Source organism: Pseudomonas sp. MAFF 730105 (assembly GCF_055380705.1).
On sequence record NZ_AP018438.1, the window covers coordinates 2,996,714 to 3,019,890 of the forward strand.

A 23,177-nucleotide genomic window follows, 5' to 3' on the forward strand; every position below is an offset into this window, starting at 1 on the left:
ACAAGGTCCCTATTGAGGATTGACGACGGCGGCCCGGGTGCGCAGCACCAGCAGGCCACCCAGGGTGATGAACAGCGCCAGGACATAAAGGGCCAGGCTGGCGCTCTGGGTGGTGTCCCGCATCCAGCCGATGAGGTAGGGCGCGAAGAATGAGGCGATGCTGCCGAAGGAACTGATCAGGGCAATCCCGGCGGCCTGGGTATTGTTGGAAAGGAAGGCGGGCGGCAATTGCCAGAACATCGGCAGTGCGGCGCTGGCACCCATGCCGGCGACGATCAGGCCACCGAGCACCAGCGTCGAGTTGCCGGGGGAGAGCCCGGCGATGGCGATGCCGGCCGCCGCCATCAGCAGCGGCACGCAGAGGTGCCAGCGGCGTTCACGATTGCGATCCGAAGAACGACCGCAGCCGATCATGAAGAAACAGCCCGCCAGGTAGGGCACCGCACTGAGCAAGCCGACCTTGCCATCGCTGCCGATACCGGCGCCGTGGATCAGGGTGGGCATCCAGAAGGCCAGGGTGTTTACCGCCAGCATCACGGCGAAGTACACCGCCACCAGCAACCAGACCTGCGGGTTATTGAGGATCGCCGAGAACGAGGTGATGGATTTTCGCTGCTCCTCGACACTCAGTTGTTCGCGCAGTTGCTGTTTGGCCTGGGGCGTGAGCCAGCCGACCGTCTCGAAACTGTCTGGCAGGCACTTGAGCACGACCAGGCCCAGCAGGATCACCGGCAACCCTTCGAGGACGAACATCCACTGCCAGCCGCGCAGGCCGCCCACCTCGTGGAAGTGTTCGAGAATCCCTCCGGACAACGGACCGCCTATAACCCCCGCCATCGGTACGGCGATGGCGAACAGCGCGGTTACCTGGGCCCGACGTCGCGCCGGGTACCAGCGGTTGAGAAAGACCAGGATGCCCGGGAAGAACCCGGCTTCGGCCACCCCCAGCAGAAAGCGCAGCACATAAAAACCGGCGGCGCTGTCAATCAGGAACATGCTGGTGGACAAGGCCCCCCAGACCACCATCAGCGTGGCGATCCAGCGGCGTGGTCCGACCCGGTCCAGGGCCATGTTGCTCGGCACGCCAAACAGCGCGTAGGCGATGAAGAACAGGCCGGCGCCGAAGCCGTAGACCGTGTCGCTGAACTGCAGGTCGGCGCTCATCTGCATCTTGGCGAAGCCGATGTTGATGCGGTCCAGGTGGGCAAACAGGTAGCAGACCAACAGCAACGGCATCAGCCGCCAGGTGATCGTGGCGTGGGTGCGGTCGTGCGCGACGGAGCCGGCAGTGCCAGCGGGATTGGCTATGCTCATGATCTTGTACTTTTTGTCAGAGGGCCGATGGGTAACTGCAGGCGCGCTTAGCTCGTCCGGGCCTTGAGAAAGGCGTGGACGTTGTTGGCCTTGAAGTTGAGTTGCTCGTGCAGTTCGATCATCTCGAACGACAATGCCAGCAGGCGCTGGGCCTGGAGTTCGGCGAAGTGCGCGGTGATCACCTCGAAGAGTTGCTCCGCGACTTTCTGGCGGGTGGCGAGGTCGCGGCCGTGGCCGACTTTCAGCGTCATGTGCACGAAGGCGTAGTCATGCTTGCCATCGGCCATGCGCCAGGTGTCCAGGCGCACCCCACGGCTGCGGATGCCGCCGAGGGGAAACACGCCGCTGTCGCCCAGCAAGGCGTGGACCTTTTCAAACAGGCCGGGCAAGTCAGCCTGTTGTTCGATGTTGTCGGTGTACTCAGCGATGAAGTGCGGCATCGTCGGATCTCCTGCGTAGGCTGGTCAAACCGGAAAAATGGCGTTGATCTGGCCGGTGCCGGAGCTGCCGAAGGGTTCGGTGATGATTTCGGCGGGCTTGTCGTAGTCCGGTCCGCCCAGCAACCCCAGGAGCATCGCCGTGTCATGCATCTTGCCTTCGCCGAAGCAGTGCTCGGCGTAGTCCGGGAGCATGGCGCAGAACTCCTTCCAGCGACCCTCGCGCCACATCTGGACGACGTGCAGGTCGACTTGCTTGTCGAATTCCCGGGTCCAGTTATGGATGTTGGCTTCGGCGTTGCGATCATCGGAGAACCGGTGGGACAGCGAGCCGGACGCCAGCACCAGCACCTTGCGGTCGCTTTTTTCGATGGCCCGGCGCACGGCAGCGCCAAAGGTGAAGCTGTCTTGCAGACGATGCCAGGCACACCAGGCGGCAATCGAGACGACGTTGAGCTTCTGCTCCGGCGGGACGTCCATGTGCATGTAGCGCATGGGCACCAGCGTGCCGTATTCCAGTTCCAGGCTGGGGATGTTGTGGGCCAGGGTACGGACATCGGCGGCGTTGGCTTCAGCGGCAATCAGTTCGCCCAGTTCCGGGGCCCCCGAGTACTCGTACTCCATGTTCTTGATGAAGTGCGGCAGCTCGTTGCTGGTGTAGATGCCCTTGAAATGTTCGCCGCTGTTGACGTGATAGGCGCTGTTGACCAGCCAGTGCACATCGAACACCACGGCGGTATCGGCACCCAGCTCACGGGCGCGGCGGCCGATTTCCTTGTGCCCGGCGATCGCTGCCGCGCGGCAGCCATGGTGCTTGCCGGGCAGCTCGGACAGGTACATCGAGGGAACGTGGCAGATCTTCGCAGCCAGGACGACTTCGCCCATGATGATTCTCCTGAAAAATTGTTCTTGTTGGGTCTTGGGTAATCGGTGAGTCACAACCTGTTCTGAATGGACCACAGCCCTTGTGGCGAGGGGATTTATCCCCGCTGGGCTGCGAAGCGGCCCCGAATCAGTCAACCCTGGCCAACCTGATACACCGAGGTGTCTGGTTTTGGGTCTGCTTCGCAGCCCAGCGGGGATAAATCCCCTCGCCACAGGGGTTGTGGTCATCACAGGGGGCATCGCTGGTTTCAGATACCCCATCGCGGAATGTGATGACCACCCATGGAGATGCAAACGTTCTTGATCTCGGCAAACACCTCGAAGCTGTACTGTCCACCTTCGCGCCCCGTTCCGGAACCCTTTACGCCGCCGAAAGGCTGGCGCAGGTCGCGTACGTTCTGGCTGTTGATGAACACCATGCCGGCCTCGATGCCGTGGGCCAGGCGATGGGCCTTGCCGATGTCCTGGGTCCAGATGTACGACGCCAGGCCATATTCGGTGTCGTTGGCCAGTTGCAAGGCTTCGGCTTCATCCTTGAACGGGATCAGGCAGACTACCGGGCCGAAGATTTCCTCCTGGGCGATGCGCATCTTGTTGTTCACGTCGGCGAACACCGTCGGCTGGATGAATTGGCCGCGACTCAGGTGCGCCGGCAGGTTGGCCGGGCGTTCCAGGCCACCGGCCAGCAGGGTGGCGCCTTCTTCGAGGCCGATTCTGATGTAGCCGGTGACTTTGTCGTAGTGGCCCTGGGTGATCATCGAGCCGACCTGGGTCTTCGGATCCTGCGGATCGCCCACGATCAGGCGCTTGGCGCGGGCGGCGAATTCGGCGACGAACTGCGGGTAGACGCTTTCCTGGATGAAGATCCGGCTACCGGCGGTGCAGCGCTCGCCGTTGAGCGAGAAGATCGTGAACAGCGCCGCGTCGAGTGCCCGTTCCAGGTCCGCGTCTTCGAAAATCAGCACCGGCGACTTGCCGCCGAGCTCCATGGAATACTTCTTCAACCCGGCGGTCTGCATGATTTTCTTGCCGGTGGCGGTGCCGCCGGTAAAGGAAATCGCCCGCACATCCGGGTGCCGGACCAACGCATCGCCCGCCGTCGCGCCGTAGCCCTGGATCACGTTCAACACGCCGTTGGGGATTCCCGCTTCCACGGCCAGACGCCCCAGTTCGTTGGCGGTGAGGGGCGACAACTCCGACATCTTCAGCACGGCGGTGTTGCCCAGGGCCAGACACGGCGCGGTCTTCCAGGTCGCGGTCATGAACGGCACGTTCCACGGCGACACCAACCCGCAGACGCCCACCGGCTGGTACAGGGTGTAGTTGAGCATCTGGTCGTCGACCGGGTAGGTGTGACCGTCCATGCGGGTGCAGACTTCGGCAAAGAAGTCGAAGTTGTGAGAGGCCCGGGGAATCAGCACATTGCGGGTCTGGTGGATCGGCAGGCCGGTGTCGAGGGTTTCCAGCTCGGCCAGTTTCGGCACGTCGCGATCGATCAGCTCACCCAGCTTGCGCATCAGCCGGGCACGTTCCTTGGCAGGGGTGTTGGCCCACTTCGGAAAGGCCTCCTTGGCCGCAGCCACCGCCTGTGCGACTTCCTCGGCGCCGCCGCTGGCGACTTCGCCAATGGCTTCGCCGGTGGCCGGGTTGTAGTTGATGAAGACGTCTTTGCTTTCGACCTCACGGCCGTTGATCCAATGTTTGATCATGTTGCTCAAGCCTCTTTACGGGATGCGAAGAACGCGGCTTCGCTGACAATTCGATTGACCAGGCGGCCGACGCCTTCCACTTCCACCACCACTTCATCACCGGGCACCACGTCCGCCAGGCCTTCCGGCGTGCCGGTGGCGATCATGTCGCCGGGTTGCAGGGTCATGAAGCTGGACAGGTACTCGATCAGGTAGGGGATGTCGAAAATCATGTCCTTCGTGCTGCCTTCCTGGCGCAGTTCACCGTTGATCCAGGTACGCAGCTTCAGGTTGGCCGGGTCCGGCACGTCGGCGACATCGACGATCCATGGTCCGACGGGGGTCGTGGCATCGCGGTTCTTCACCCGCAGGTTGGGGCGGTAGTAGTTTTCCAGGTAGTCGCGGATCGCGTAGTCGTTGCACACCGTGTAGCCGGCCAGATAGTCCAGTGCGTCTTCGCGCTTGACGTTGCGGGCGGCCTTGCCGATGACGGCCACGAGCTCGCACTCGTAGTGCATGTACGCGACGTTGTCCGGGCGCCAGGTCTGCTGGTTGTGACCGGTGTAGGTGCCGGGGGACTTGATGAACGCCAGGGGCTCGGTGGGCGGTTTGAAGGCCAGCTCGGCGGCGTGGTCGGCATAGTTCAGGCCCAGGGCGAACATGCTGCCAGTGGCCGGTGGCAGCCACTCGACCTGGTCTTCGGCCAGCAGGCGACCGTCGGCCAGGCGCACGGTGTTGCCGGCCTCCACGGTGACGGCATGGACCTGACCCTCGAAACGAATGCGCGCGTGTTTCATGAACGTACTCCTGGTTGCTCGGCCACGACGGTATTGACGAGACGGCCCAGGCCGCGGATGTCCACTTCGACGCGATCGCCGGGCACCACATCGACCCGGCCTTCAGGCGTGCCGGTGATCAGCACGTCACCGGCGTGCAAGGTCATGAACTCGCTGATCTCGGCGATCAGTTGGGGGATGTTGCGAACGAAATTGGCCGTGCTGTTCTGCTGCCGTACTTCGCCGTTGACGTACAGCGTGATTGCCAGGCTGTGAGGATCGGCCACGTTGGCGCTCGGCACCAGTTCCGGCCCGATGGCGCAGAAGCCGTCCCGACACTTGGCTTTGACGGCAGGGCGGTAGTAGCTGTCTTCCGGCAGGCTGAATTCATTGACGACGGTGTAACCGGCCACGTAGTCCAGGGCCTCGGCGGCGCTGACGCGGCTGGCCGACCTGCCCATCACCACGCCCAGGGCCGGTCCCGGTTGCAGTCGTTCGCCATGGCCGGGATGGACCACGGCGGCGTCGTGCCGGTTGCGGGTGTTGGGGGTCTTGATGAACAGCACCGGCTTGACCGGCGGCTTCTGGTAGGGCGGTTGCTCGAACTCGGCGAGGCGCTGTTTCAACTGCCCCTGGTAGTTCAGTGCGACCCCGAACAGGGTGCCGGTTGCGACGTCATGCAGGGCACGGCTCATGCTTGTCTCCTGGCGGTGCAGAGGGAGGAGGGCTCTGCGATATTGTTAATGTGTTAACAGTTATAATTAAGATGTTAACTATCGTCAAGCGTGACAGAATGACCGGCACTGGTTGCCTTCCCGGATTCGGTGCAGGATGAGCCTCGGGCGTTGCCTGAATCAGAATAGAAACGAGTACTGCGTGATGACCGATCGTCAGCCGATCCCGAACATCAACATTGGCCAGGTGTACGACCAGCGCTACAGCGATGCCGAGGTGCACTACGACCGGCTCGCCAACCTGGCGGGCTTTTTTGGTCGGAACATGCCGGTGCACCGCCATGACCGGTTCTTTCAGGTGCACTACGTCAAGAGCGGTACCGTGCGGGTGTATCTGGACGACCAGCAGTACGTTGAATCCGGGCCGATGTTCTTTCTCACGCCACCGACCATTCCCCATTCCTTCGTGACCGAAGCCGACAGCGACGGACACGTGCTGACGGTGCGCCAGCAGTTGGTCTGGCAGTTGATCGACGCCGACCCCGGGCTCGCACCGGCTGGCGTGCAGTTACCGGCAGCCTGTGTGGCGCTGACGCAATTGGGGCCGGAGCAGGCCGGGGAAGTACGCCGGTTGGAATACTTGTTCGAGGAACTGAGCGCGGAGGTGGCAGCCGCTCGGCCGGGGCGCAGCGTGGCGCTGGACGGTTTGACGCGGCTGATCATGATCAGCCTGTTGCGGCTGTGCTCCAACTCCCTGGAAGCGCGGCCGGCGCGGCATGAGGACTTGAAGATCTTTCACCGCTTCAACGAGTTGATCGAAGCGCACTATCTGCAACACTGGCCGTTGTCGCGCTATGCCGAGGGCATCGGGGTGACCGAGGCGCGTCTCAACGACGTGTGTCGGCGCATTGCCGACCTGCCTTCCAAGCGACTGATCATGGAGCGGTTGATGCAGGAGGCCAAGCGCCTGCTGCTGTTCACCGGCAGCTCGGCCAACGAAATCTGCTACCAGCTCGGGTTCAAGGACCCGGCCTATTTCAGCCGGTTTTTCCAGCGCTATGCCCAACTCACCCCTGGGGAATATCGCCAGCGGCAGTCGGGATTGCGCTGAACCTCCTTTCGATTGAACACTTGCTTTTGTGGCGAGGGGATTCATCCCCGCTGGGCTGCGGAGCAGACCTAAAACCAAACACTCCGGTGTATCTGTTTTACCGAGTGAGCTGATTTGGGGCCGCTTTGCAGCCCAGCGGGGATAAATCCCCTCGCCACAAGTCCGTGGCAAATTTGATCAAGCGCCCCTGCTTCTTGCGGCGACTTGCCCACGCCACTAAGCTGCCCACTCGTCCATCCAAGCAGTCCGAACATGGCCAACCCCAGACCTTCATTGACGCTGACCCTGCTGCAGGCCCGCGAAGCGGCCATGGCGTTTTTCCGCCCGGCGTTGAACCAGCACGACCTCACCGAGCAGCAATGGCGGGTGATCCGCATCCTGCATCAGCAAGGTGAGTTGGAAAGCCACCAACTCGCCCATCAGGCCTGCATCCTCAAACCCAGCATGACCGGCGTGCTCAGCCGCCTGGAGCGCGATGGACTGGTGCGCCGGCAGAAATCCAGCCAGGACCAGCGTCGGGTGTTCGTTGGCCTGACCGAACGCGGCCAGCAGTGCTTCGTGTCCATGAGCGAGGGGATGGAAGGCAACTATCGACGGATCGAAGAGCAGTTCGGCGAGGAAAAGATGCAGCAACTGCTGGCGTTGCTCAACGAGTTGAAGAACATCAAGCCTTGATGCCACGCGACATCACCCTCTGAACGGCATCCCGGACCCCTGGCTCGCGGAGCACGTGCGCGAGGACTTGTCTCGAACCTGTGAACCTTCCGCCAGTACGACGCTCACTTGTTAGGTCGCTCGTTGAGTGATCGCGCCGTCTTACTGCCGATAAGGATTTCGCATGCTTCAAACCTCGTCATCGCTGCCCCTTCATGGCCCCGTCGAACGGGAGCTCAGCGTGCGCGCGGTCAGTACCGGCATCGTGATCGGTATCCTGCTGACGCCTTCCAATGTCTACGCCGGGTTGAAGATCGGCTGGTCGTTCAACATGTCGATCATTGCCTTGTTGATCGGCTATGCCATCTGGCAAGGCCTCGCCAGGCGTTCAGCCGGACGACAACCTTGGACGCTGCACGAAAGCAACATCAACCAGACGGTGGCCTCCGCGGCGGCCTCGATCATTTCCGGTGGACTGGTGGCACCGATCCCGGCCTACACCTTGTTGACCGGCCAACAATTAGATGCCATTCCCATGGTCGCCTGGGTATTTTCGGTGAGCTTCCTGGGCATCTGGATCGCCTGGTATATGCGACCGTCGCTGCTCAACGACAAGGCGTTGAAGTTTCCCGAAGGCATGGCAACGCTGGAAACCCTGTTGCACATTTACAACCAAGGCCATGAAGCGGCGACGCGCTTGAGGGTGCTGCTCTGCGCCGCGTTGTTGTCTGGGCTGGCCAAGTGGGTGGACACCTTCATGTGGGCTTTCCCGCGTTGGTCGCCAACCGCTCAACTGGAGCGGCTGACATTCACCGCCGATCCTTCGCTGCTGTTGGTGGGTTTTGGCGGGATCATTGGTATTCGCGTTGGCTTGACCCTGCTATTCGGCGCCTTGCTGGCGTGGGGCGGGCTGGCGCCGTGGCTGCTGGAGCTCGGCCTGGTGCAGCTACCGCATGGCAGCAGTGGCCCGCAGTTCGCTGCGCTGGTGGAGTGGTTGCTATGGCCGGGCGTGAGCCTGATGGTCTGTTCGACGTTGGCCTCCCTGGCGATTCGCCTATGGACTTTGCGCAACACCATCCGGGCTGGCGGTGGGCCAATCTGGGTGGTGCCCAAGGCTGGGCCTGCCGTCGGTTTCGTGGTGGCCATCGTACTGGTGGTGAGCTTGCAGGCGCTGTTGTTCGGCATCAATCCATGGATGGCGCTGTTGACCATTCCCCTGGCGATCTGCCTGGCGGCGGTGGCCGCCCGAGTGGTCGGCGCCACGGGTATTCCGCCCATCGGCGCTATCGGACAGTTGTCCCAGTTGAGCTTCGGCATCGTTGCGCCGGGGCAGGTGCCGATCAACCTGATGAGCGCCAACACCGCCGGTGGTTCGGCGGGGCAGTGCACGGATTTGATGAACGATTTCAAGGTTGGCCGGGCCATTGGTGCGACACCGCGCAAGCAGTTGGTCGCCCAGACCCTGGGTATTTTCGTCGGCAGCATCGTCGGCGTACTGGCCTATCTGGCTCTGATCCCGGACCCTCAAGCCATGCTGCTCTCCGAAGAGTGGCCGGCTCCGGCGGTGGCCACCTGGAAAGCCGTGGCGCAAACCCTGACCCAGGGGCTGGCGTCGTTATCGGTGAGCATCCGCTGGGCGATCGCCATCGGTGGGCTGGTCGGCTTACTGCTGGGAGTACTCGACAGCCTGTTGCCCGAGCACCGCGCCCGGTTCCTGCCGAGTACCGCGGCCTTGGGCCTGGCTTTCGTACTGCCGGCCTCGGTGTCGCTGATGATGGCCCTCGGCGCGGTGCTGACCTGGGCGATGAGCTGTCGCTGGCCGAGCCTCACGGAGCGCTTCGCAATCACCGCGGCGGCGGGGTTGATTGCCGGGGAGAGCATGACCGGGGTGGGCGCGTCGTTGTGGCAGATGCTCGGGAATGGGTGATTCACCGAGCATTGCATACGCGGAGAATCAGCGTACCCGCTCGCGACTTTCCACCGCCAGGTCCAGTGCCTTCTGCATGTCCAATCGCGCCGAGCGTCCCACGTCCTTGTCATTGAGCCGGTAGCGGCGCTCCGACGGCAGGATGGGCGCGGTGAGGTCTTCCGCGTCCATCCGTTCGAAATCGTGGTTGTCGCCGATGGTCAGGGCGCTGCGACGCAGCAGCGTGCGCAATTGCTCGGGCTGAAGTTGCGGGTTGATGGACAGCATTGCCGCCAGCAGGCCTGCGACCATGGGCGTGGCGTAGGACGTGCCGCAATGCACCGCCCCATCCTGGCCTGTGCCGGGTGTCGAGGCATGGGCGCAAGCGGCGGCGGTGATGTCGACGCGCATGTCGATGTTCGAGGAACTGCGCTTGACCGCGTAGGCCGGATCGTCGACCGAGACTCCGGCACGCTCGCTGCGCTGGTGACCGCCGACCACCAGCAATTGCTCGGTGATGAAGGAGGAGGGCAGGCGGTATTCATCGCTGCCCGAGAACGAGGAACCGTTGCCGGCGGAGTTCACCACGATCACGTCGGGGTGCTCCTTGCGCAGCCAGAGGAAGAATTCTTCCAACAGTTCCTCGTAGCCGCTCATGGCAATGCCCGAGCGCAGCAGGGAGTCCACATTGTCCCCCTTGATGTCCTTGGCACCCACCCGGTGGATGCCCCAGCTCCAGTTGAGCACGCGTACGCCATCTTCAACGAGGTTGACCGAGGCGGCGATATTGGCGGTAATCCCGGCGTCGGAATTACGTTCGACGATGACCTCGAAGCCACCACTGGCCTTATTCAGGCCGCTTAGAAAACCGGTGTTGCCGCCGTCGTTCCAGCGCGCGGCGAGAAGGCCTGCGACGGTGGTGCCGTGGCCGTCCGGGGCAGCGGCATCGCGGGCGTAGACACAGGTACGCGGTACCGAGCAGGCACCGAGATAGTCGGCAAAATCCGCAGTGTCGAAATCCACGTCGCGCTCGATCAGGCCGATGCGCACGGGCTGCGGCTGGATGGGTGCCTGCTGTCCGGGGATGCGCCGCTGGTAGTAGTGCACCGCGTCGAGAAAGCGGTTCGCGGCCCATTCGTCGGAGTCCTGCGCCGGTTTCTTCGGTTCTTCAGGCCGAGCCGTGGACTGTTCGGTTTCTTCCGCCGCGGACTCCTCGATCACCACTGCGTCCACACTGGTTTCACTGCCCAGGCGCAGCACCAGTGCGTCACGCTGTACCAGATCCCTGGCCGGCAGACGAAGCTGATAAAGATTCAAGGGCGCAATGCTGCCGACCACCGTCGCCCCATACTTGTGGGCAAGGCGCTCGGCTTCCTGGCGGCCGGCACGATCCTCCTCGATCAGCAGGCTGACCAGATTGACGTAAGTGGTCAGCCCGTCCATGTTCTTCGCCACCTCGTTCGGGCCGGCGGCCATTACGTGGCTGTTGCGCAAGGTCAGCCAGGCGGCGTTGCTGGTGCGTGGACCATCCTCCAGCCAGAGAGGGCCACTTTGGTAGTCGGCGCTGTCCAGCTGCAAGCGCAGGTGCTGTCCCTTGCGCTGGACCGCGTCCGGGGGATCGCTTGGTTACCCAGCTTCAATTGCGGTACGCCATCGTCCAACCCGCGCACCGTCAGGCACCAGTCCTGGCGCTGGTTTTCCAAAAGGTCACCGCAACGTTTCAGGTTTTCCAGGCGTAGCGGTTCCTGGGCATCGGCTGCTGTGCCAGTCGCCAGGGTGAATAGCGCAGCGAGGACGGCTGATCGTAAGGGCATGGGACGATTTCTTTGCCAAGGGCCTGATTGCTCCGACTGTCTTTGCCATCGTTACGTTCCAAGGAAGACCTGCCGTGGCCGGACCGAAACTCCTCGGCGTGTTCAGGTGTCCATTGATCACCCCACTGCCCGCGGGCAAGATCTCAAGACCTGGCATCCTGGTCGCGTGTCCCTGGGGTGCATTCATCGAGAGGTTGGGTTGGAGATGATGGACGCCGCTAGCAAAACCAAAGTCGCACAGATATTCGACCAGCTCCTGGCCCTGCGAGAAAGCGTGAATGAGCTTCAGGAAAACGAGCTGCGCAGGGTGGTAGCGCTTCGCGGACATCAGACCGTAGACGCCAACGAAGCGGTCCATCAGTCTTTTGTAGACCTTCAGAATCACATTGCCGGAATGGAAGAAGTGCTGGCGACGATTGCCGAGGCCACGGGGATTATCCCAAAGCTCTGATGCTCCCCGGAACAACCTGTGGGAGCGAGCCTGCTCGCGATAGCGTTGGCGCTGCTTGCATCCCTGTCGAATATGCCGTCATATCGCGAACGCACAAGCACGTTTTTGTCACTTGAAAGGAGATACCCAAAATGGAATTACGCTGTACATCAATCGAAGAAGTCCGCCAGCAGATAGACCGGATCGACCGCGAGGTCGTTGCGCTCCTGGCCCGGCGCGGCAACTTTGTCACGCAGGCGGCCGCCTTCAAGAAAACCACCGACGATGTGCGCGCGCCGGCGCGGGTCGAGCAGGTCATCACCAAGGTGTGTGGGATTGCCCATGAAGCCGGTGCCTCGCCTGATGTCGTGGAGCGGGTTTACCGGGCCATGATCGCCGCGTTCATTGACGAAGAGTTGAAAACCCACTCCGCCCTGACAGCCCAGTCCTGACGCCTTCCGCCTTCATCATGACCTGATTCTGCGAGGCTGGAATCCCGGCTTCGCGACACCAAGGCACGCGTGCCTCACCCCTGGGGCACGCAACTATCGTTAGAAGTAATAGTGACCATCACTAAACGCATGTTCTGCTTTGTCGCCAGTCATTGGACAATTGCACCCATCGAACAGGTGGCTCCAGACATGACGCAACAGCGTTCTGTCGTCATACGAGCCTGACCCTTTTTATTTTCGGGATGAAACTGATGCGCTTTTTATTCGTGCCTGTCATGGCGTTTGCCTCTTTGCTGCTCGCCGGTTGTGCCTCTGTGCCAAACGATCCGACGCTGACCCTGCAGACCCAAAAGACCCCGGCCGAGTATGCCGAGTGCGTCATACCGAAATTGCAGGACAGTCAGTTGAACCCGATGGTCTCACAGACCCAGCGCAGCTACCGGATCGTCGTGCCGAGCAAAGTCTCCGCGGACAACGTGCTGGAGGCCTACAAGGCCGGGAACGGCGGCAAGGTGTTCATCTACGAGCGGCACCTGCTGGCCTCGAACCTGCTGCCGTCGAGTTTCGAGCGCGCCGCAGAAGACTGCATCTGATTCAACGGATAGACGATTTTCACAGAGCTCCTTTGGTTGGCCGCAACCAACCAATTCCTTGCCCCGCGACCCATTTGGTTTGCGGGGCTTTTTTATGTCTGCGATAAGTGCGGGACTGTCAGATCTGCTCCAACAACCAGCCGCGAAACGCCCGCAAAGACGGCAGCATTTCGTTGCGCGGCGGGTAGGTGAGGTAGTAACTGCGCCGGCTGGCGAACGGCAGGTCGAGGCCGATCAGTTCGCCATTGGCCAGCTCGTCGGCCACCAGAATGCGGGGCACCAGGCCGATGCCGATATCCGCACGCACCGCCTGGATCAAGTGCGAAGTGAGTTCGAAGCTAGGGCCCAGGCGCATCTTGGCATGGGGCAGGGTGTAGTGACTGAACCAGTCGCCCCAGACGTTGGGATTGTTCGCCACATTGAGCAGCATCTGTTCGCTGATCCGTTCCGGCGTCCACGTCTCATGGGCCTGGGCCGCTTGAGCCGAGATGATCACGATCAGTTCTTCGGCGTGCAGGCGATGGCTGATCAGGCCCGGCAGGTCGGCTGTGCCGACGACAATGGCGGCATCGATGCCGCTGGTGTCGAAGTCGATGGCGTCGATCCGGGAGCTGATGTGCACCAGGATGCCGGGGTGGGTCTTGTAGAACTCGTGCAGGCGCGGCAGCAGCCACTTCGAACCGAAGGTCGGCAACGTCGCCAGGCGCAGGGTGCCGCTGCCGGATTGATACGCCATGGCCTGCAGCGTCGCGCTGCGGATGCGTCCGAGCGCCTCGCTCATCTCCCGTTGGTAGAGGCGACCGACATCGGTCAGTCGGACCTGCCGGCCTTCGCGACGAAACAGCGTCAGCCCCAGTTGCTCTTCCAACGCCTGGACTTGTCGGCTGACGGCACTTTGCGTCAGTGAGAGTTCGACCGCGGCCCGGGTGTAGCTTTCATGCCGAGCGGCGGCTTCAAATGCCAGCAGCAGTGACATGGATGGCGTGAGGTGACGGTAATTCATTCGCAAAAGTCATCGATAGCGGCAGGATTATCTGGTTGTCTGCGCGGGGAACCTGAAGGAACATTGGCGCAGGTCGTTCCGAGCCTGACCTATTCATGCGCCGGCGACAAGTATTTACGTGATTAGCCCCCTAAGAGGCCGTTAATGATTGCCCAACTGCCTGTGGTTGCCCCCGCGGCCCACTACCCGGAATTTATCGAGGCCCTGCGCGCCAGCGGTTTTCGTGGTCACCTGAGCGCTGACTACGGCACCCGAACCGTGTTGGCGACCGACAACTCGATTTACCAGCGCCTGCCGCAGGCAGCGGTCTTTCCCCGGGACGCCGAGGATGTCGCTCGCATCGCCACGCTGATGGCCGAACCACGGTTTCGCCAGATCAAGCTGACGCCACGGGGCGGGGGCACCGGGACCAACGGTCAATCGCTGACCGACGGCATCGTGGTCGATCTGTCGCGGCACATGAACACCATCCTCGAAATCAACGTGGCCGAGCGTTGGGTCCGGGTGCAGGCCGGTGTGGTCAAGGACCAGCTCAATGCCGCGCTCAAGCCCCACGGGTTGTTCTTCGCGCCAGAGCTGTCGACCTCCAACCGCGCCACCGTGGGCGGCATGATCAACACCGATGCCAGCGGCCAGGGCAGTTGCACCTACGGCAAGACCCGCGACCATGTGCTGGAGCTGCACAGCGTGCTGCTCGGCGGTGAGCACTTGCACACCCAGCCACTGTCCGACGCCGAGCTGGAAACAGCGTGCGCCGATACCGGCCGTATCGGCGAGGTATACCGCACCGCCCGGCAGATCCAGGAAACCCAGGCCGGGCTGATCGAGTCGGTGTTCCCCAAGCTCAACCGTTGCCTGACCGGTTACGACCTGGCGCACCTGCGTGATGACCACGGTCGCTTCAACCTCAACAGCGTGCTGTGTGGCGCCGAGGGTTCGCTGGGGTTCGTGGTCGAGGCCAAGCTCAACGTGCTGCCGATTCCCAAGTATTCGGTGTTGGTGAACGTGCGCTATGGCAGCTTCATGGATGCCTTGCGCGATGCGAACGCATTGCTGGCCCATAAACCGTTGTCCATCGAAACGGTGGACTCCAGGGTGTTGATGCTGGCGATGAAAGACATCGTCTGGCACAGCGTCGCCGAGTATTTCCCGGCTGACGCCGAGCGCCCGACCCTGGGCATCAATCTGGTGGAGTTCAGCGGCGACGACGTTGCGCAAGTGAACGCCAATGTAGCGGCCTTCGTGGTGCATCTGCAGCGCGACACCACCATCGAGCGCCTGGGCCATACGCTGGCGGAAGGGGCCGAGGCGGTGAACCGCGTCTATGCCATGCGCAAGCGCTCGGTCGGGCTGTTGGGTAACGTCGAAGGCGAAGTCCGTCCCCAGCCATTCGTGGAAGACACCGCGGTGCCACCGGAGCGGCTGGCCGACTACATCGCCGAGTTTCGCGCTCTGCTGGACGGCCACGGCTTGAGCTACGGCATGTTCGGTCATGTCGACGCCGGTGTGTTGCACGTGCGTCCGGCACTGGACATGAAAGACCCGGCCCAGGCCGCGCTGGTCAAGCCGATTTCCGATGCCGTGGCCGAACTCACCCAGCGTTATGGCGGCTTGCTCTGGGGTGAACACGGCAAGGGGCTGCGTTCGGAGTACGTGCCGGCGTTCTTTGGCGACTTGTACCCGGCGCTGCAATCGCTCAAGGGCGCGTTCGACCCCTTCAACCAGCTCAACCCCGGCAAGATCTGCACACCGCCGGACGCCGCCGAAGGCCTGCTCAAGGTCAACGAGGTGACACTGCGCGGTGACCTGGATCGGCAGATCGACGAGCGTGTCTGGCAAAGTTACGGCACTGCCGTGCACTGCAACGGCAATGGCGCCTGTTACAACTTCGACCCCGACGACGCCATGTGCCCGTCGTGGAAAGCCACCCGCGAACGCCAGCATTCCCCCAAGGGGCGGGCATCGCTGATGCGTGAATGGTTGCGTCTGCAGGGCGCGGCCAATGTCGATGTACTGGAAGCGGCGCAGGGCGGTGCGTCGTGGTTGAAGGCGTTGCCGGCGCGGCTGCGCAACAATCTGGCGCGCTCACGGGGCGAGGCGGATTTCTCCCACGAGGTCTATGACGCCATGGCCGGCTGCCTGGCCTGCAAATCCTGCGCGGGACAATGCCCGATCAAGGTCAACGTGCCGGAGTTCCGCTCGCGTTTCCTGCAGCTCTACCATGGCCGCTATCAACGGCCACTGCGGGATTACCTGATCGGTTCGCTGGAATTCACCATTCCCTACATGGCTTACGCGCCGGACCTCTACAACGCGGTGATGGGCTCGACATGGTTGAGCCGACTGTTGGCGAACCAGGTGGGCATGGTCGACAGCCCGCTGATCAGTCGCTACAACTTCCAGGCCACCTTGAGCCGCTGCAAGGTCGCGGTCGCCAGCGTACCGGCCCTGCGTGAGCTCACGCCGGCACAACGGGAGCGCAGTGTGGTACTGGTGCAGGACGCCTTCACCCGCTACTTCGAAACGCCGTTGCTGGCCTCTTTTATCGAGCTGGCGCATCAGTTGGGCTACCGGGTCTTCCTGGCGCCGTACAGCGCCAATGGCAAGCCATTGCATGTGCAGGGCTTCCTCGGTGCCTTCAACAAGGCGGCGATCCGCAATGCTACCCAGCTCCAGGCACTCGCCGACTGCTCGGTGCCCCTGGTGGGCCTGGATCCAGCCATGACTCTGGTCTACCGCCAGGAGTATCAGAAGGTGCCAGGGCTCAAGGCTTGCCCGAAAGTCCTGTTGCCTCAGGAATGGCTGATCGATGCGGTTCCGCAGCAGCCAACTCCTGTTGCCCGGACGTTCCGCCTGCTGGCGCACTGCACCGAAAAGACCAACGTGCCCGCCAGCACCTCCCAGTGGCAAACCGTGTTCACCAAGTTGGGGCTCAAGCTGGCGATCGAGGCGACGGGCTGCTGCGGCATGTCCGGCACCTATGGCCATGAACTGCGCAACCAGGACACCTCGCGAACCATTTTCGAACAGTCCTGGGCTGGCAAGCTGGACAAGGAAGGGGAGGCATTGGCGACGGGGTATTCGTGCCGCAGCCAGGTGAAACGGTTGGCGGACAAGCAACTGCGGCATCCGCTGGAGGTGGTGTTGGAGCAGGTGTTGGCTGGGCGGCGCGGTTGAGGAACAGAGGGGGACTGGCTGATGCCGGTCCCTGAAGTTTTCCGAGTTACCCGCGCCAGTCAAGCCCACCCCAGGTCCCCTGTGGGAGCGGGCTTGCTCGCGAAAGCAGTGGGTCAGCATGCATCCATGTTGAATGTGCCACCGTCATCGCGAGCAGGCTCGCTCCCACATGGGTTGTCCGAATTGCCCACAGAACTCATGCCCACCCCAAATCCTCTGTGGGAGCGGGCTTGCTCGCGAAAGCAGTGGGTCAGCATGCATCCATGTTGAATGTGCCACCGTCATCGCGAGCAGGCTCGCTCCCACATGGGTTGTCCGAATTGCCCACAGAACTCATGCCCACCCCAAATCCCCTGTGGGAGCGGGCTTGCTCGCGAAAGCAGTGGGTCAGCATGCATCCATGTTGAATGTGCCACCGTCATCGCGAGCAGGCTCGCTCCCACATGGGTTGTCCGAATTGCCCACAGAACTCATGCCCACCCCAAATCCTCTGTGGGAGCGAGCCTGCTCGCGATAGCAGTGGGTCAGCTTGCATCCATGTTGAATGTGCTGCCGCCTTCGCGAGCAAGCCCGCTCCCACAGTTCCGTGGCTGAGCCCCAATGTATCTCTATGTATCCAGCCCCTTTGTCGATACGGACTGTTTCTTTACAGGCTGTTGCTGACACATCCGCGATACCTGTCCGTCCTTAAATGACCCACGTCGAGACAGCACACGAAACCGCGCACGTCATACCTAGGTATCGACCGACACCATGGTGCAATCCTCCATGGGGCATCGCGATGGTTTGATCGAGCTGCTTGAGCCGATTAGTCAAAAAGGAGAACCACTATGCAAGCAGCTTCTTCCGCTTTTACCTGGCAACGCTGTCTGGCGTCATCCGCCCTCGTCAGCGTGTTCGGTCTTGCCCTGTTTGCCGGCAGTGGCGTCACACTGGCTGCTGACAACCCCACCGCCAGTGCCGCACCGGCCGGGTCGGAGGCTATTCGCCCGTACCGTATTCACGTCGATGAAGCGCAGTTGACCGAACTGCGCAAACGCATCGCGGCCACCCGCTGGCCCGACAAGGAAACCGTCAACGACGTGTCCCAGGGCGTGCAACTGGCCCAGGTCCAGGCGCTGGTGAAATACTGGGGCGATGGTTATGACTGGCGCAAGGCCGAGGCCAAGCTCAATGCCCTGCCGGAGTTCATCACCACCATCGATGGCGTCGACATTCAGTTCATCCACGTGCGTTCGCGCCACCCCAACGCCATGCCGCTGATCCTTACCCATGGTTGGCCGGGATCACAGTTCGAGTTCCTCAAAACCATCGGCCCGCTGACCGATCCGACCGCTTACGGTGGCCGTGCGGAAGATGCCTTCGATGTGATCATCCCGTCCATTCCCGGCCATGGTTTTTCCGGCAAGCCGACCGAATTGGGCTGGGGCCCCGACCGGGTGGCGAAGGCCTGGGACGTGCTGATGAAGCGCCTGGGCTACAGCCATTACGTGTCCCAGGGCGGCGATCATGGTTCGGTGATTTCCGATGCGCTGGGCCGCCTGGCGCCGCCCGGATTGCTGGGTATCCACCTGAACATGCCGGCCACCGTGCCGCCGGAGCTGGTAAAGCCGATCAACAGCGGCGATCCGGCCCCCTCGGGTCTGACCGATCCGGAACGCCGGGCCTACACCTCCCTGAGCACGTTCTTCGGTCGTAACGCGGCCTACGGCGCGATGATGGTGACCCGGCCGCAGACCATCGGCTACCTGCTGGCCGACTCGCCCACCGGTACGGCGGCGTGGATGTACGAGAAATTCGCGGCGTGGACCGACAGTGACGGCAAGCCTGAGCGCGTGCTCAGCCGCGATGAAATGCTCGATGACATCAGCCTCTATTGGCTGACCGACACCGGCGCGTCGTCCTCCCGTTTCTATTGGGAGAACAACAACAATAACTTCAGCGCGGCCGCGCAGAAGACCTCGGATATCAAGGTGCCGGTGGCGATCACCGTGTTCCCGCACGAAATCTATCAAGCGCCGAAAACCTGGGCACAGCGCGCCTATCCGTCGCTGTCCTACTTCAACCAAGTCAGCAAGGGCGGTCACTTCGCGGCCTGGGAACAGCCGCAACTGTTCAGCGAAGAACTGCGCGAAGCATTCCGGCCACTGCGTGCGGCGGCGAAATAATCCGGCACCGCAGTACGTCCGGCAGACACTTTCGATTTCACAACTCGCAACCGCCGAGCGGCGGTTCGCAAGGGAGACTCACCATGACTACGACCCTGTTGAAAGACACCTCAAAACCGCGGCGCCGGCGTCTGCTGGCGCCTGCTGTCCTGGCGGTTGCCATGATGCAGTTGGGCGCCCTGGCTGTGACCTCGTCACAGGCCAGCGCTGCCGAGGTGCCGGCCGGTACCATCGGCGCCATCACTCCGGGCACGAATACCTCGTTCGGTCCGTTGAAGCACGTCAAGGCAGGTTTGCTGGACGTTTCCTACGCTGAAGTCGGCCCCGCCGATGGGCCGGTGGTCATCCTGCTGCACGGTTGGCCCTACGACATCCATAGCTACACCGATGTGGCACCGGCGTTGGCCCAGAAGGGCTATCGCGTGCTGATTCCCTATGCACGGGGTTATGGCGATACACGTTTCCTGTCGGCCAAAACCGTGCGTAACGGCCAGCCTGCGGCGCTTGCCAGTGATCTGATCGATTTCATGGACGCACTGCACATCAAGCAGGCCGTGCTCGGTGGCTACGACTGGGGTGCGCGCACCGCCGACATCGTCGCGGCGCTGTGGCCGGAGCGGGTGAAGGCATTGGTGGCGGTGAGTGGCTACCTGATCGGCAGCCAGGAAGCCGGCAAGGCGCCGTTGCCGCCGTCCGCCGAGTTGCAGTGGTGGTACCAGTTCTACTTTGCGACCGAGCGTGGTCGCCTGGGCTATGAAAAGAACACCCATGACTTCGCCAAGCTGATCTGGAAACTCGCCTCGCCGAAGTGGGACTTCGACGACGCGACCTATGACCGCAGCGCCGCCGCCTTGCAGAACCCCGATCACGTCCCGGTATCGATCTTCAACTACCGCTGGCGCCTGGGCCTGATCAAGGGCGAGGCCAAGTACGACGCGCTGGAGAAGAAACTGGCGGCGTTCCCATCCATTGGCGTGCCGACGATCACCCTTGAAGGCGATGCCAACGGTGCGCCGCACCCACCGGCCGAGGCCTATGCCAAGCGCTTTACCGGCAAGTACGAGTACCGGCTGATCAGCGGGGGTGTCGGTCACAACCTGCCACAGGAGGCCCCGCAAGCCTTCGCCCAAGCCGTGATCGATGCCGATCATCTCTGACTCGGCACGAGGGAGCGCAACGATGAAACTCAAGCATCTGGCGGCGTCCGCCGCGGTTGCATCGGTGGCGTTGATCGCCGCCGGCGTTGCCCTGGGCGATGCCGGCAGCGGCGAGGCTTCACCGATCTATGGGGTGAAGCTTCCCGATGGCTACCGCACATGGCCGCTGATCGCGCCGGCGCAAGAAGCCGAGCCGCTGAACGAGCTTCGAGCGGTGCTGGGCAATGATCGGGCAATCAAGGCTTACCAGGATTCGACGCTGCCGTTTCCCGATGGCACGGTCCTGGTGAAGCTGGCCTGGAAGCATGTGCAGTCACCGGAGTTCGAGCCGGCCTCGATTCCTGGGGCGGCCACCACCGTCCAGGTGATGGTCAAGGACTCGAAGAAATATGCGTCAACCGGCGGCTGGGGGTTCGGTCGCTTTATCAACGGCAAGCCCGCCGACGAGGCCCAGCACCAGACCTGCTTCGCCTGCCACCAGGCGCGGGTGCAGAACCACGATTTTGTCTTTACGCGTCTCGCTCCATAAACCAGGTATCCAAGGAGTTCTCCATGAAAAAAGTCATTGCTGCACTGGCCTGCACGGCGGGCCTGCTCATCGGTGCCAGCGCCTCGGCGCAGACTGTAAAACCTACCGTCGTTCTCGTGCACGGCGCGTTTGCCGACGCGTCGAGCTGGAATGGCGTGGTAAAGATCCTCGAGAAGGACGGCTACACGGTGGTGTCCGCTGCCAACCCTTTGCGCAGTGTGAAGGGTGATGGCGCTGCTGTTTCGGCGCTGTTGGGCAGTATTCAGACGCCGGTGGTGCTGGTCGGCCACTCCTATGGCGGCAACGTCATCAGTGAAGCGGCCAACGACCACGCCAACGTAAAGGCACTGGTCTACGTCAGCGCCTTCGCGCCCGAGGCGGGCGAAACCGTCGCCGGGCTGGCCGGGAAGTTCCCCGGCAGCACCCTCGGCCCGACCCTGGCGGCGCCTGTCCCATTGGCCGATGGCGGCAAGGACCTGTACATCCAGCAGGGCAAGTTCCATGACCAGTTCGCCGCCGACGTTCCTGCCGCACAGGCCGCGTTGATGGCGGCAAACCAGCGTCCGGTGACCGAGGCGGCATTGAATGAGCAGGCGGGCACACCGGCCTGGAAACACATTCCGTCCTGGTACATCTATGGCGACAAGGACAAGAACATTCCACCGCAAGCCATGGCATTCATGGCCAAGCGCGCCGATGCGAGGGATGTGAAGGTGGTCAAGGGGGCTTCCCATGTGGTGATGGTGTCCCACCCGGAACCGGTGGCCCGGTTGATCGAGGAAGCGGCTGCGACGAAGTGATTCCTGCGCCTTGAGGAGCGCCGCTCACGCATCGAATCCCGATGCATGGGGGGCTTTCGATCAAGCCATCCATTGCCCATAGGGCCGATGGCGTATGCAAATGCCGCGTACACCCTAATCCAATGTGGGAGCGAGCCTGCTCGCGATGGCGGTGGATCAGCTTGCGGTGATGTTGACTGTGCCTCCGTCATCGCGAGCAGGCTCGCTCCCACAGGGATTGGGGGCATTTCCCGATGTTGTGAGCAGACCGAGATCAGGGTGGGAGCGAGCCTGCTCGCGATGGCGGTGGGTCAGCTTGCATTGATGTTGACTGTACTGCCGTCTTCGCGGGCAAGCCCGGCTCCCACCGGGTTGGGCGGCGTATGCAGATGCTGCGTACCCCGAAACCAGGGTGGGAGCGAGCCTGCTCGCGATAGCGGTGGGTCAGCTTGCGGCATGTCGGCTGTGCCGCCGTCATCGCGAGCAGGCTCGCTCCCACAACTCTTCCGCGTCACCTCGTAGATCCTGCTACCACAATGTTCCCGAGTCGTTAAAGCTGCACCCGCCGAAGCCTGCCGCCCAGCGGGACGACATGGCCGTCGGGTGTGGGCAGTCGCCGTCCGGTCAGGCCCATGCCTTCGCTCACTAGTACAGCATTCTCCACCACACAGAGATTAGACGGGGTATCCAGGCCTTGGGCGAGCACGGTGACCTGGGCGGTCTGCAGGTTGCAGCTCAACAGTCGACCGGTGAACCGGGTGAAGCCGCCATGCAGCGGTTCGCCGTTCCAGTCCGGCAGCAGGGGTTGTTGCAGGCGGTCGCAGAGCTCCAGCACCAGCACGTTTCCAGCCGGGCACAGGGCCAGGCCGGTGGGCAGTTGCAGACCATCGATCAGCCGTTCGATCAGCCCGCTGCCGGGATGGACCCGGATCACCTGACCCGCCTTGTCGACGAAGTCGATGCCCTTGCGCGCGGGGTCGCTTTGCCGTTCGCCGGAGAACAGGCTGATCAGCACAGCGTCTGTCGCCGGTTCGTACACCAACGTCACGGGCACGGCTTCCTGGCCCTGGTCCAGCTCGGGCAACTGGACCAGTACCCGCTCGTCCTGGCCGTCGACGAACTCCACCAACTGATTGGTATCAGGCTTGACCGCCAGCCAACTGCGGCGAGAGGGGTGGTAACACAGGGCATTGAGATTGCCACGGCTGCGAAACACCGGTTCGGGCGGTGTGAATTGCAGGTCCAGCAGCTTGGAGCCTTCGACGTAATCGGTCTGACTCACCAGATGACGGCCATCTCCGCAGGCCACGTCCGACAGCCCCATGATTTCATCACGCAGCATGCGTACCTGCATGTTCATGGCGCGAAATCCATCCGCCAGCGTTTCACGGGGCAGGTAGGCGCCGGGTCGATGGGGGTCGGGTCGCAGGCGACTGATGCGACCGCTGAAGGTCTGTTCCGGCAGGCCGGAGCCGGCCTCCACCAGCAACAGGCTGCCATCGGCCCGTACACAGACGCCGCGAGGGTTCAGCAGGCCCTCGGCAATGATCATGCTTGGGCGCAGGTTCTGGCTGGGTTGCGCAGGCATATGGATAGACATGAAGCGGCTCTCCGTCATGAAGGGTGGAAG

At 62.6% G+C, this 23,177-nt stretch carries 19 protein-coding genes and 1 pseudogene; 11 read left to right on the plus strand and 9 right to left on the minus strand.

Annotation, left to right across the window (positions count from 1 at the left end):
- Positions 1–9: 9 nt before the first annotated feature.
- From PCOSP_RS13315 to PCOSP_RS13340, 6 genes are all read right to left on the minus strand, one after another.
- On the minus strand, positions 10–1,314 hold the full coding sequence (locus PCOSP_RS13315) for an MFS transporter (RefSeq protein WP_175386096.1): 1,305 nt from the start codon (positions 1,312–1,314) through the stop codon (positions 10–12).
- 47 nt (positions 1,315–1,361) lie between these two features.
- Positions 1,362–1,754 carry a tautomerase family protein gene (locus tag PCOSP_RS13320; protein WP_139642382.1) on the minus strand — a complete coding sequence of 131 codons (393 nt, stop codon included), beginning with the start codon at positions 1,752–1,754 and terminating at the stop codon, positions 1,362–1,364.
- A 24-nt stretch (positions 1,755–1,778) separates the two neighbouring features.
- Complete coding sequence (gene hpaD, locus PCOSP_RS13325; RefSeq protein WP_024779825.1) at positions 1,779–2,636, minus strand: 3,4-dihydroxyphenylacetate 2,3-dioxygenase; 858 nt, start codon at positions 2,634–2,636, stop codon at positions 1,779–1,781.
- A gap of 248 nt (positions 2,637–2,884) precedes the next feature.
- Positions 2,885–4,345: a 5-carboxymethyl-2-hydroxymuconate semialdehyde dehydrogenase gene (gene hpaE / locus PCOSP_RS13330; protein WP_464711628.1), complete on the minus strand. Its 1,461-nt coding sequence runs from the start codon at positions 4,343–4,345 to the stop codon at positions 2,885–2,887.
- Positions 4,346–4,350: 5 nt separating this feature from the next.
- Positions 4,351–5,121 (minus strand): fumarylacetoacetate hydrolase family protein, encoded by a 771-nt coding sequence (locus tag PCOSP_RS13335; RefSeq protein WP_175362888.1) that lies wholly within the window; start codon positions 5,119–5,121, stop codon positions 4,351–4,353.
- Positions 5,118–5,795 carry a fumarylacetoacetate hydrolase family protein gene (locus PCOSP_RS13340; protein ID WP_464711630.1) on the minus strand — a complete coding sequence of 226 codons (678 nt, stop codon included), beginning with the start codon at positions 5,793–5,795 and terminating at the stop codon, positions 5,118–5,120. The genes PCOSP_RS13335 and PCOSP_RS13340 overlap by 4 nt, the downstream gene beginning before the upstream one ends.
- A 184-nt stretch (positions 5,796–5,979) precedes the next feature.
- Between PCOSP_RS13340 and hpaA the strand changes: the two genes are divergently transcribed.
- The 3 genes from hpaA (at position 5,980) to PCOSP_RS13355 (ending at position 9,466) form a co-directional block, all read left to right on the plus strand.
- Entirely contained in the window at positions 5,980–6,885 is a 906-nt protein-coding gene (gene hpaA / locus PCOSP_RS13345; protein ID WP_139642391.1) for a 4-hydroxyphenylacetate catabolism regulatory protein HpaA, read from the plus strand.
- Positions 6,886–7,137: 252 nt separating this feature from the next.
- Complete coding sequence (hpaR, locus tag PCOSP_RS13350; RefSeq protein ID WP_060742174.1) at positions 7,138–7,560, plus strand: homoprotocatechuate degradation operon regulator HpaR; 423 nt, start codon at positions 7,138–7,140, stop codon at positions 7,558–7,560.
- 163 nt (positions 7,561–7,723) lie between these two features.
- A complete protein-coding gene (locus tag PCOSP_RS13355; protein ID WP_464711633.1) occupies positions 7,724–9,466 on the plus strand; it encodes an OPT family oligopeptide transporter in 1,743 nt (580 codons plus the stop codon).
- Between the two features lie 27 nt (positions 9,467–9,493).
- Here PCOSP_RS13355 and PCOSP_RS13360 read toward each other — a convergent pair.
- Positions 9,494–11,259: pseudogene (locus tag PCOSP_RS13360) on the minus strand (S8/S53 family peptidase).
- 205 nt (positions 11,260–11,464) lie between these two features.
- Between PCOSP_RS13360 and PCOSP_RS13365 the strand changes: the two are divergent.
- The 3 genes from PCOSP_RS13365 to PCOSP_RS13375 all read left to right on the plus strand — a co-directional run bounded on the left by PCOSP_RS13365 (position 11,465) and on the right by PCOSP_RS13375 (position 12,734).
- Complete coding sequence (locus tag PCOSP_RS13365) at positions 11,465–11,710, plus strand: hypothetical protein (RefSeq protein ID WP_306669518.1); 246 nt, start codon at positions 11,465–11,467, stop codon at positions 11,708–11,710.
- Between the two features lie 131 nt (positions 11,711–11,841).
- A complete protein-coding gene (locus PCOSP_RS13370; protein WP_464711634.1) occupies positions 11,842–12,141 on the plus strand; it encodes a chorismate mutase in 300 nt (99 codons plus the stop codon).
- Positions 12,142–12,392: 251 nt separating this feature from the next.
- The gene (locus PCOSP_RS13375) at positions 12,393–12,734 is read left to right on the plus strand and encodes a hypothetical protein (RefSeq protein WP_139642400.1); all 342 of its coding nucleotides are present in this window, start codon (positions 12,393–12,395) and stop codon (positions 12,732–12,734) included.
- 118 nt (positions 12,735–12,852) lie between these two features.
- Here the strand turns inward: PCOSP_RS13375 and PCOSP_RS13380 are convergent, their stop codons facing one another.
- Positions 12,853–13,737 (minus strand): LysR substrate-binding domain-containing protein, encoded by an 885-nt coding sequence (locus tag PCOSP_RS13380; RefSeq protein ID WP_464711636.1) that lies wholly within the window; start codon positions 13,735–13,737, stop codon positions 12,853–12,855.
- A gap of 144 nt (positions 13,738–13,881) precedes the next feature.
- Between PCOSP_RS13380 and ydiJ the strand changes: the two genes are divergently transcribed.
- The 5 genes from ydiJ to PCOSP_RS13405 all read left to right on the plus strand — a co-directional run bounded on the left by ydiJ (position 13,882) and on the right by PCOSP_RS13405 (position 21,568).
- Entirely contained in the window at positions 13,882–16,914 is a 3,033-nt protein-coding gene (gene ydiJ / locus PCOSP_RS13385) for a D-2-hydroxyglutarate dehydrogenase YdiJ (RefSeq protein WP_464711638.1), read from the plus strand.
- Positions 16,915–17,744: 830 nt separating this feature from the next.
- Positions 17,745–19,082, plus strand: a complete 1,338-nt coding sequence (locus tag PCOSP_RS13390) for an epoxide hydrolase family protein (RefSeq protein ID WP_464711640.1) — start codon at positions 17,745–17,747, stop codon at positions 19,080–19,082.
- Between the two features lie 83 nt (positions 19,083–19,165).
- Positions 19,166–20,239, plus strand: coding sequence for an alpha/beta fold hydrolase (locus PCOSP_RS13395; protein ID WP_464711641.1), 1,074 nt, complete (start codon positions 19,166–19,168; stop codon positions 20,237–20,239).
- A 22-nt stretch (positions 20,240–20,261) separates the two neighbouring features.
- On the plus strand, positions 20,262–20,768 hold the full coding sequence (locus PCOSP_RS13400; protein WP_175362879.1) for a cytochrome P460 family protein: 507 nt from the start codon (positions 20,262–20,264) through the stop codon (positions 20,766–20,768).
- 23 nt (positions 20,769–20,791) lie between these two features.
- Entirely contained in the window at positions 20,792–21,568 is a 777-nt protein-coding gene (locus tag PCOSP_RS13405) for an alpha/beta fold hydrolase (RefSeq protein WP_464711643.1), read from the plus strand.
- A 529-nt stretch (positions 21,569–22,097) separates the two neighbouring features.
- Here the strand turns inward: PCOSP_RS13405 and PCOSP_RS13410 are convergent.
- Positions 22,098–23,147, minus strand: a complete 1,050-nt coding sequence (locus PCOSP_RS13410; RefSeq protein ID WP_464711645.1) for a hypothetical protein — start codon at positions 23,145–23,147, stop codon at positions 22,098–22,100.
- Between the last annotated feature and the right edge of the window lie 30 nt (positions 23,148–23,177).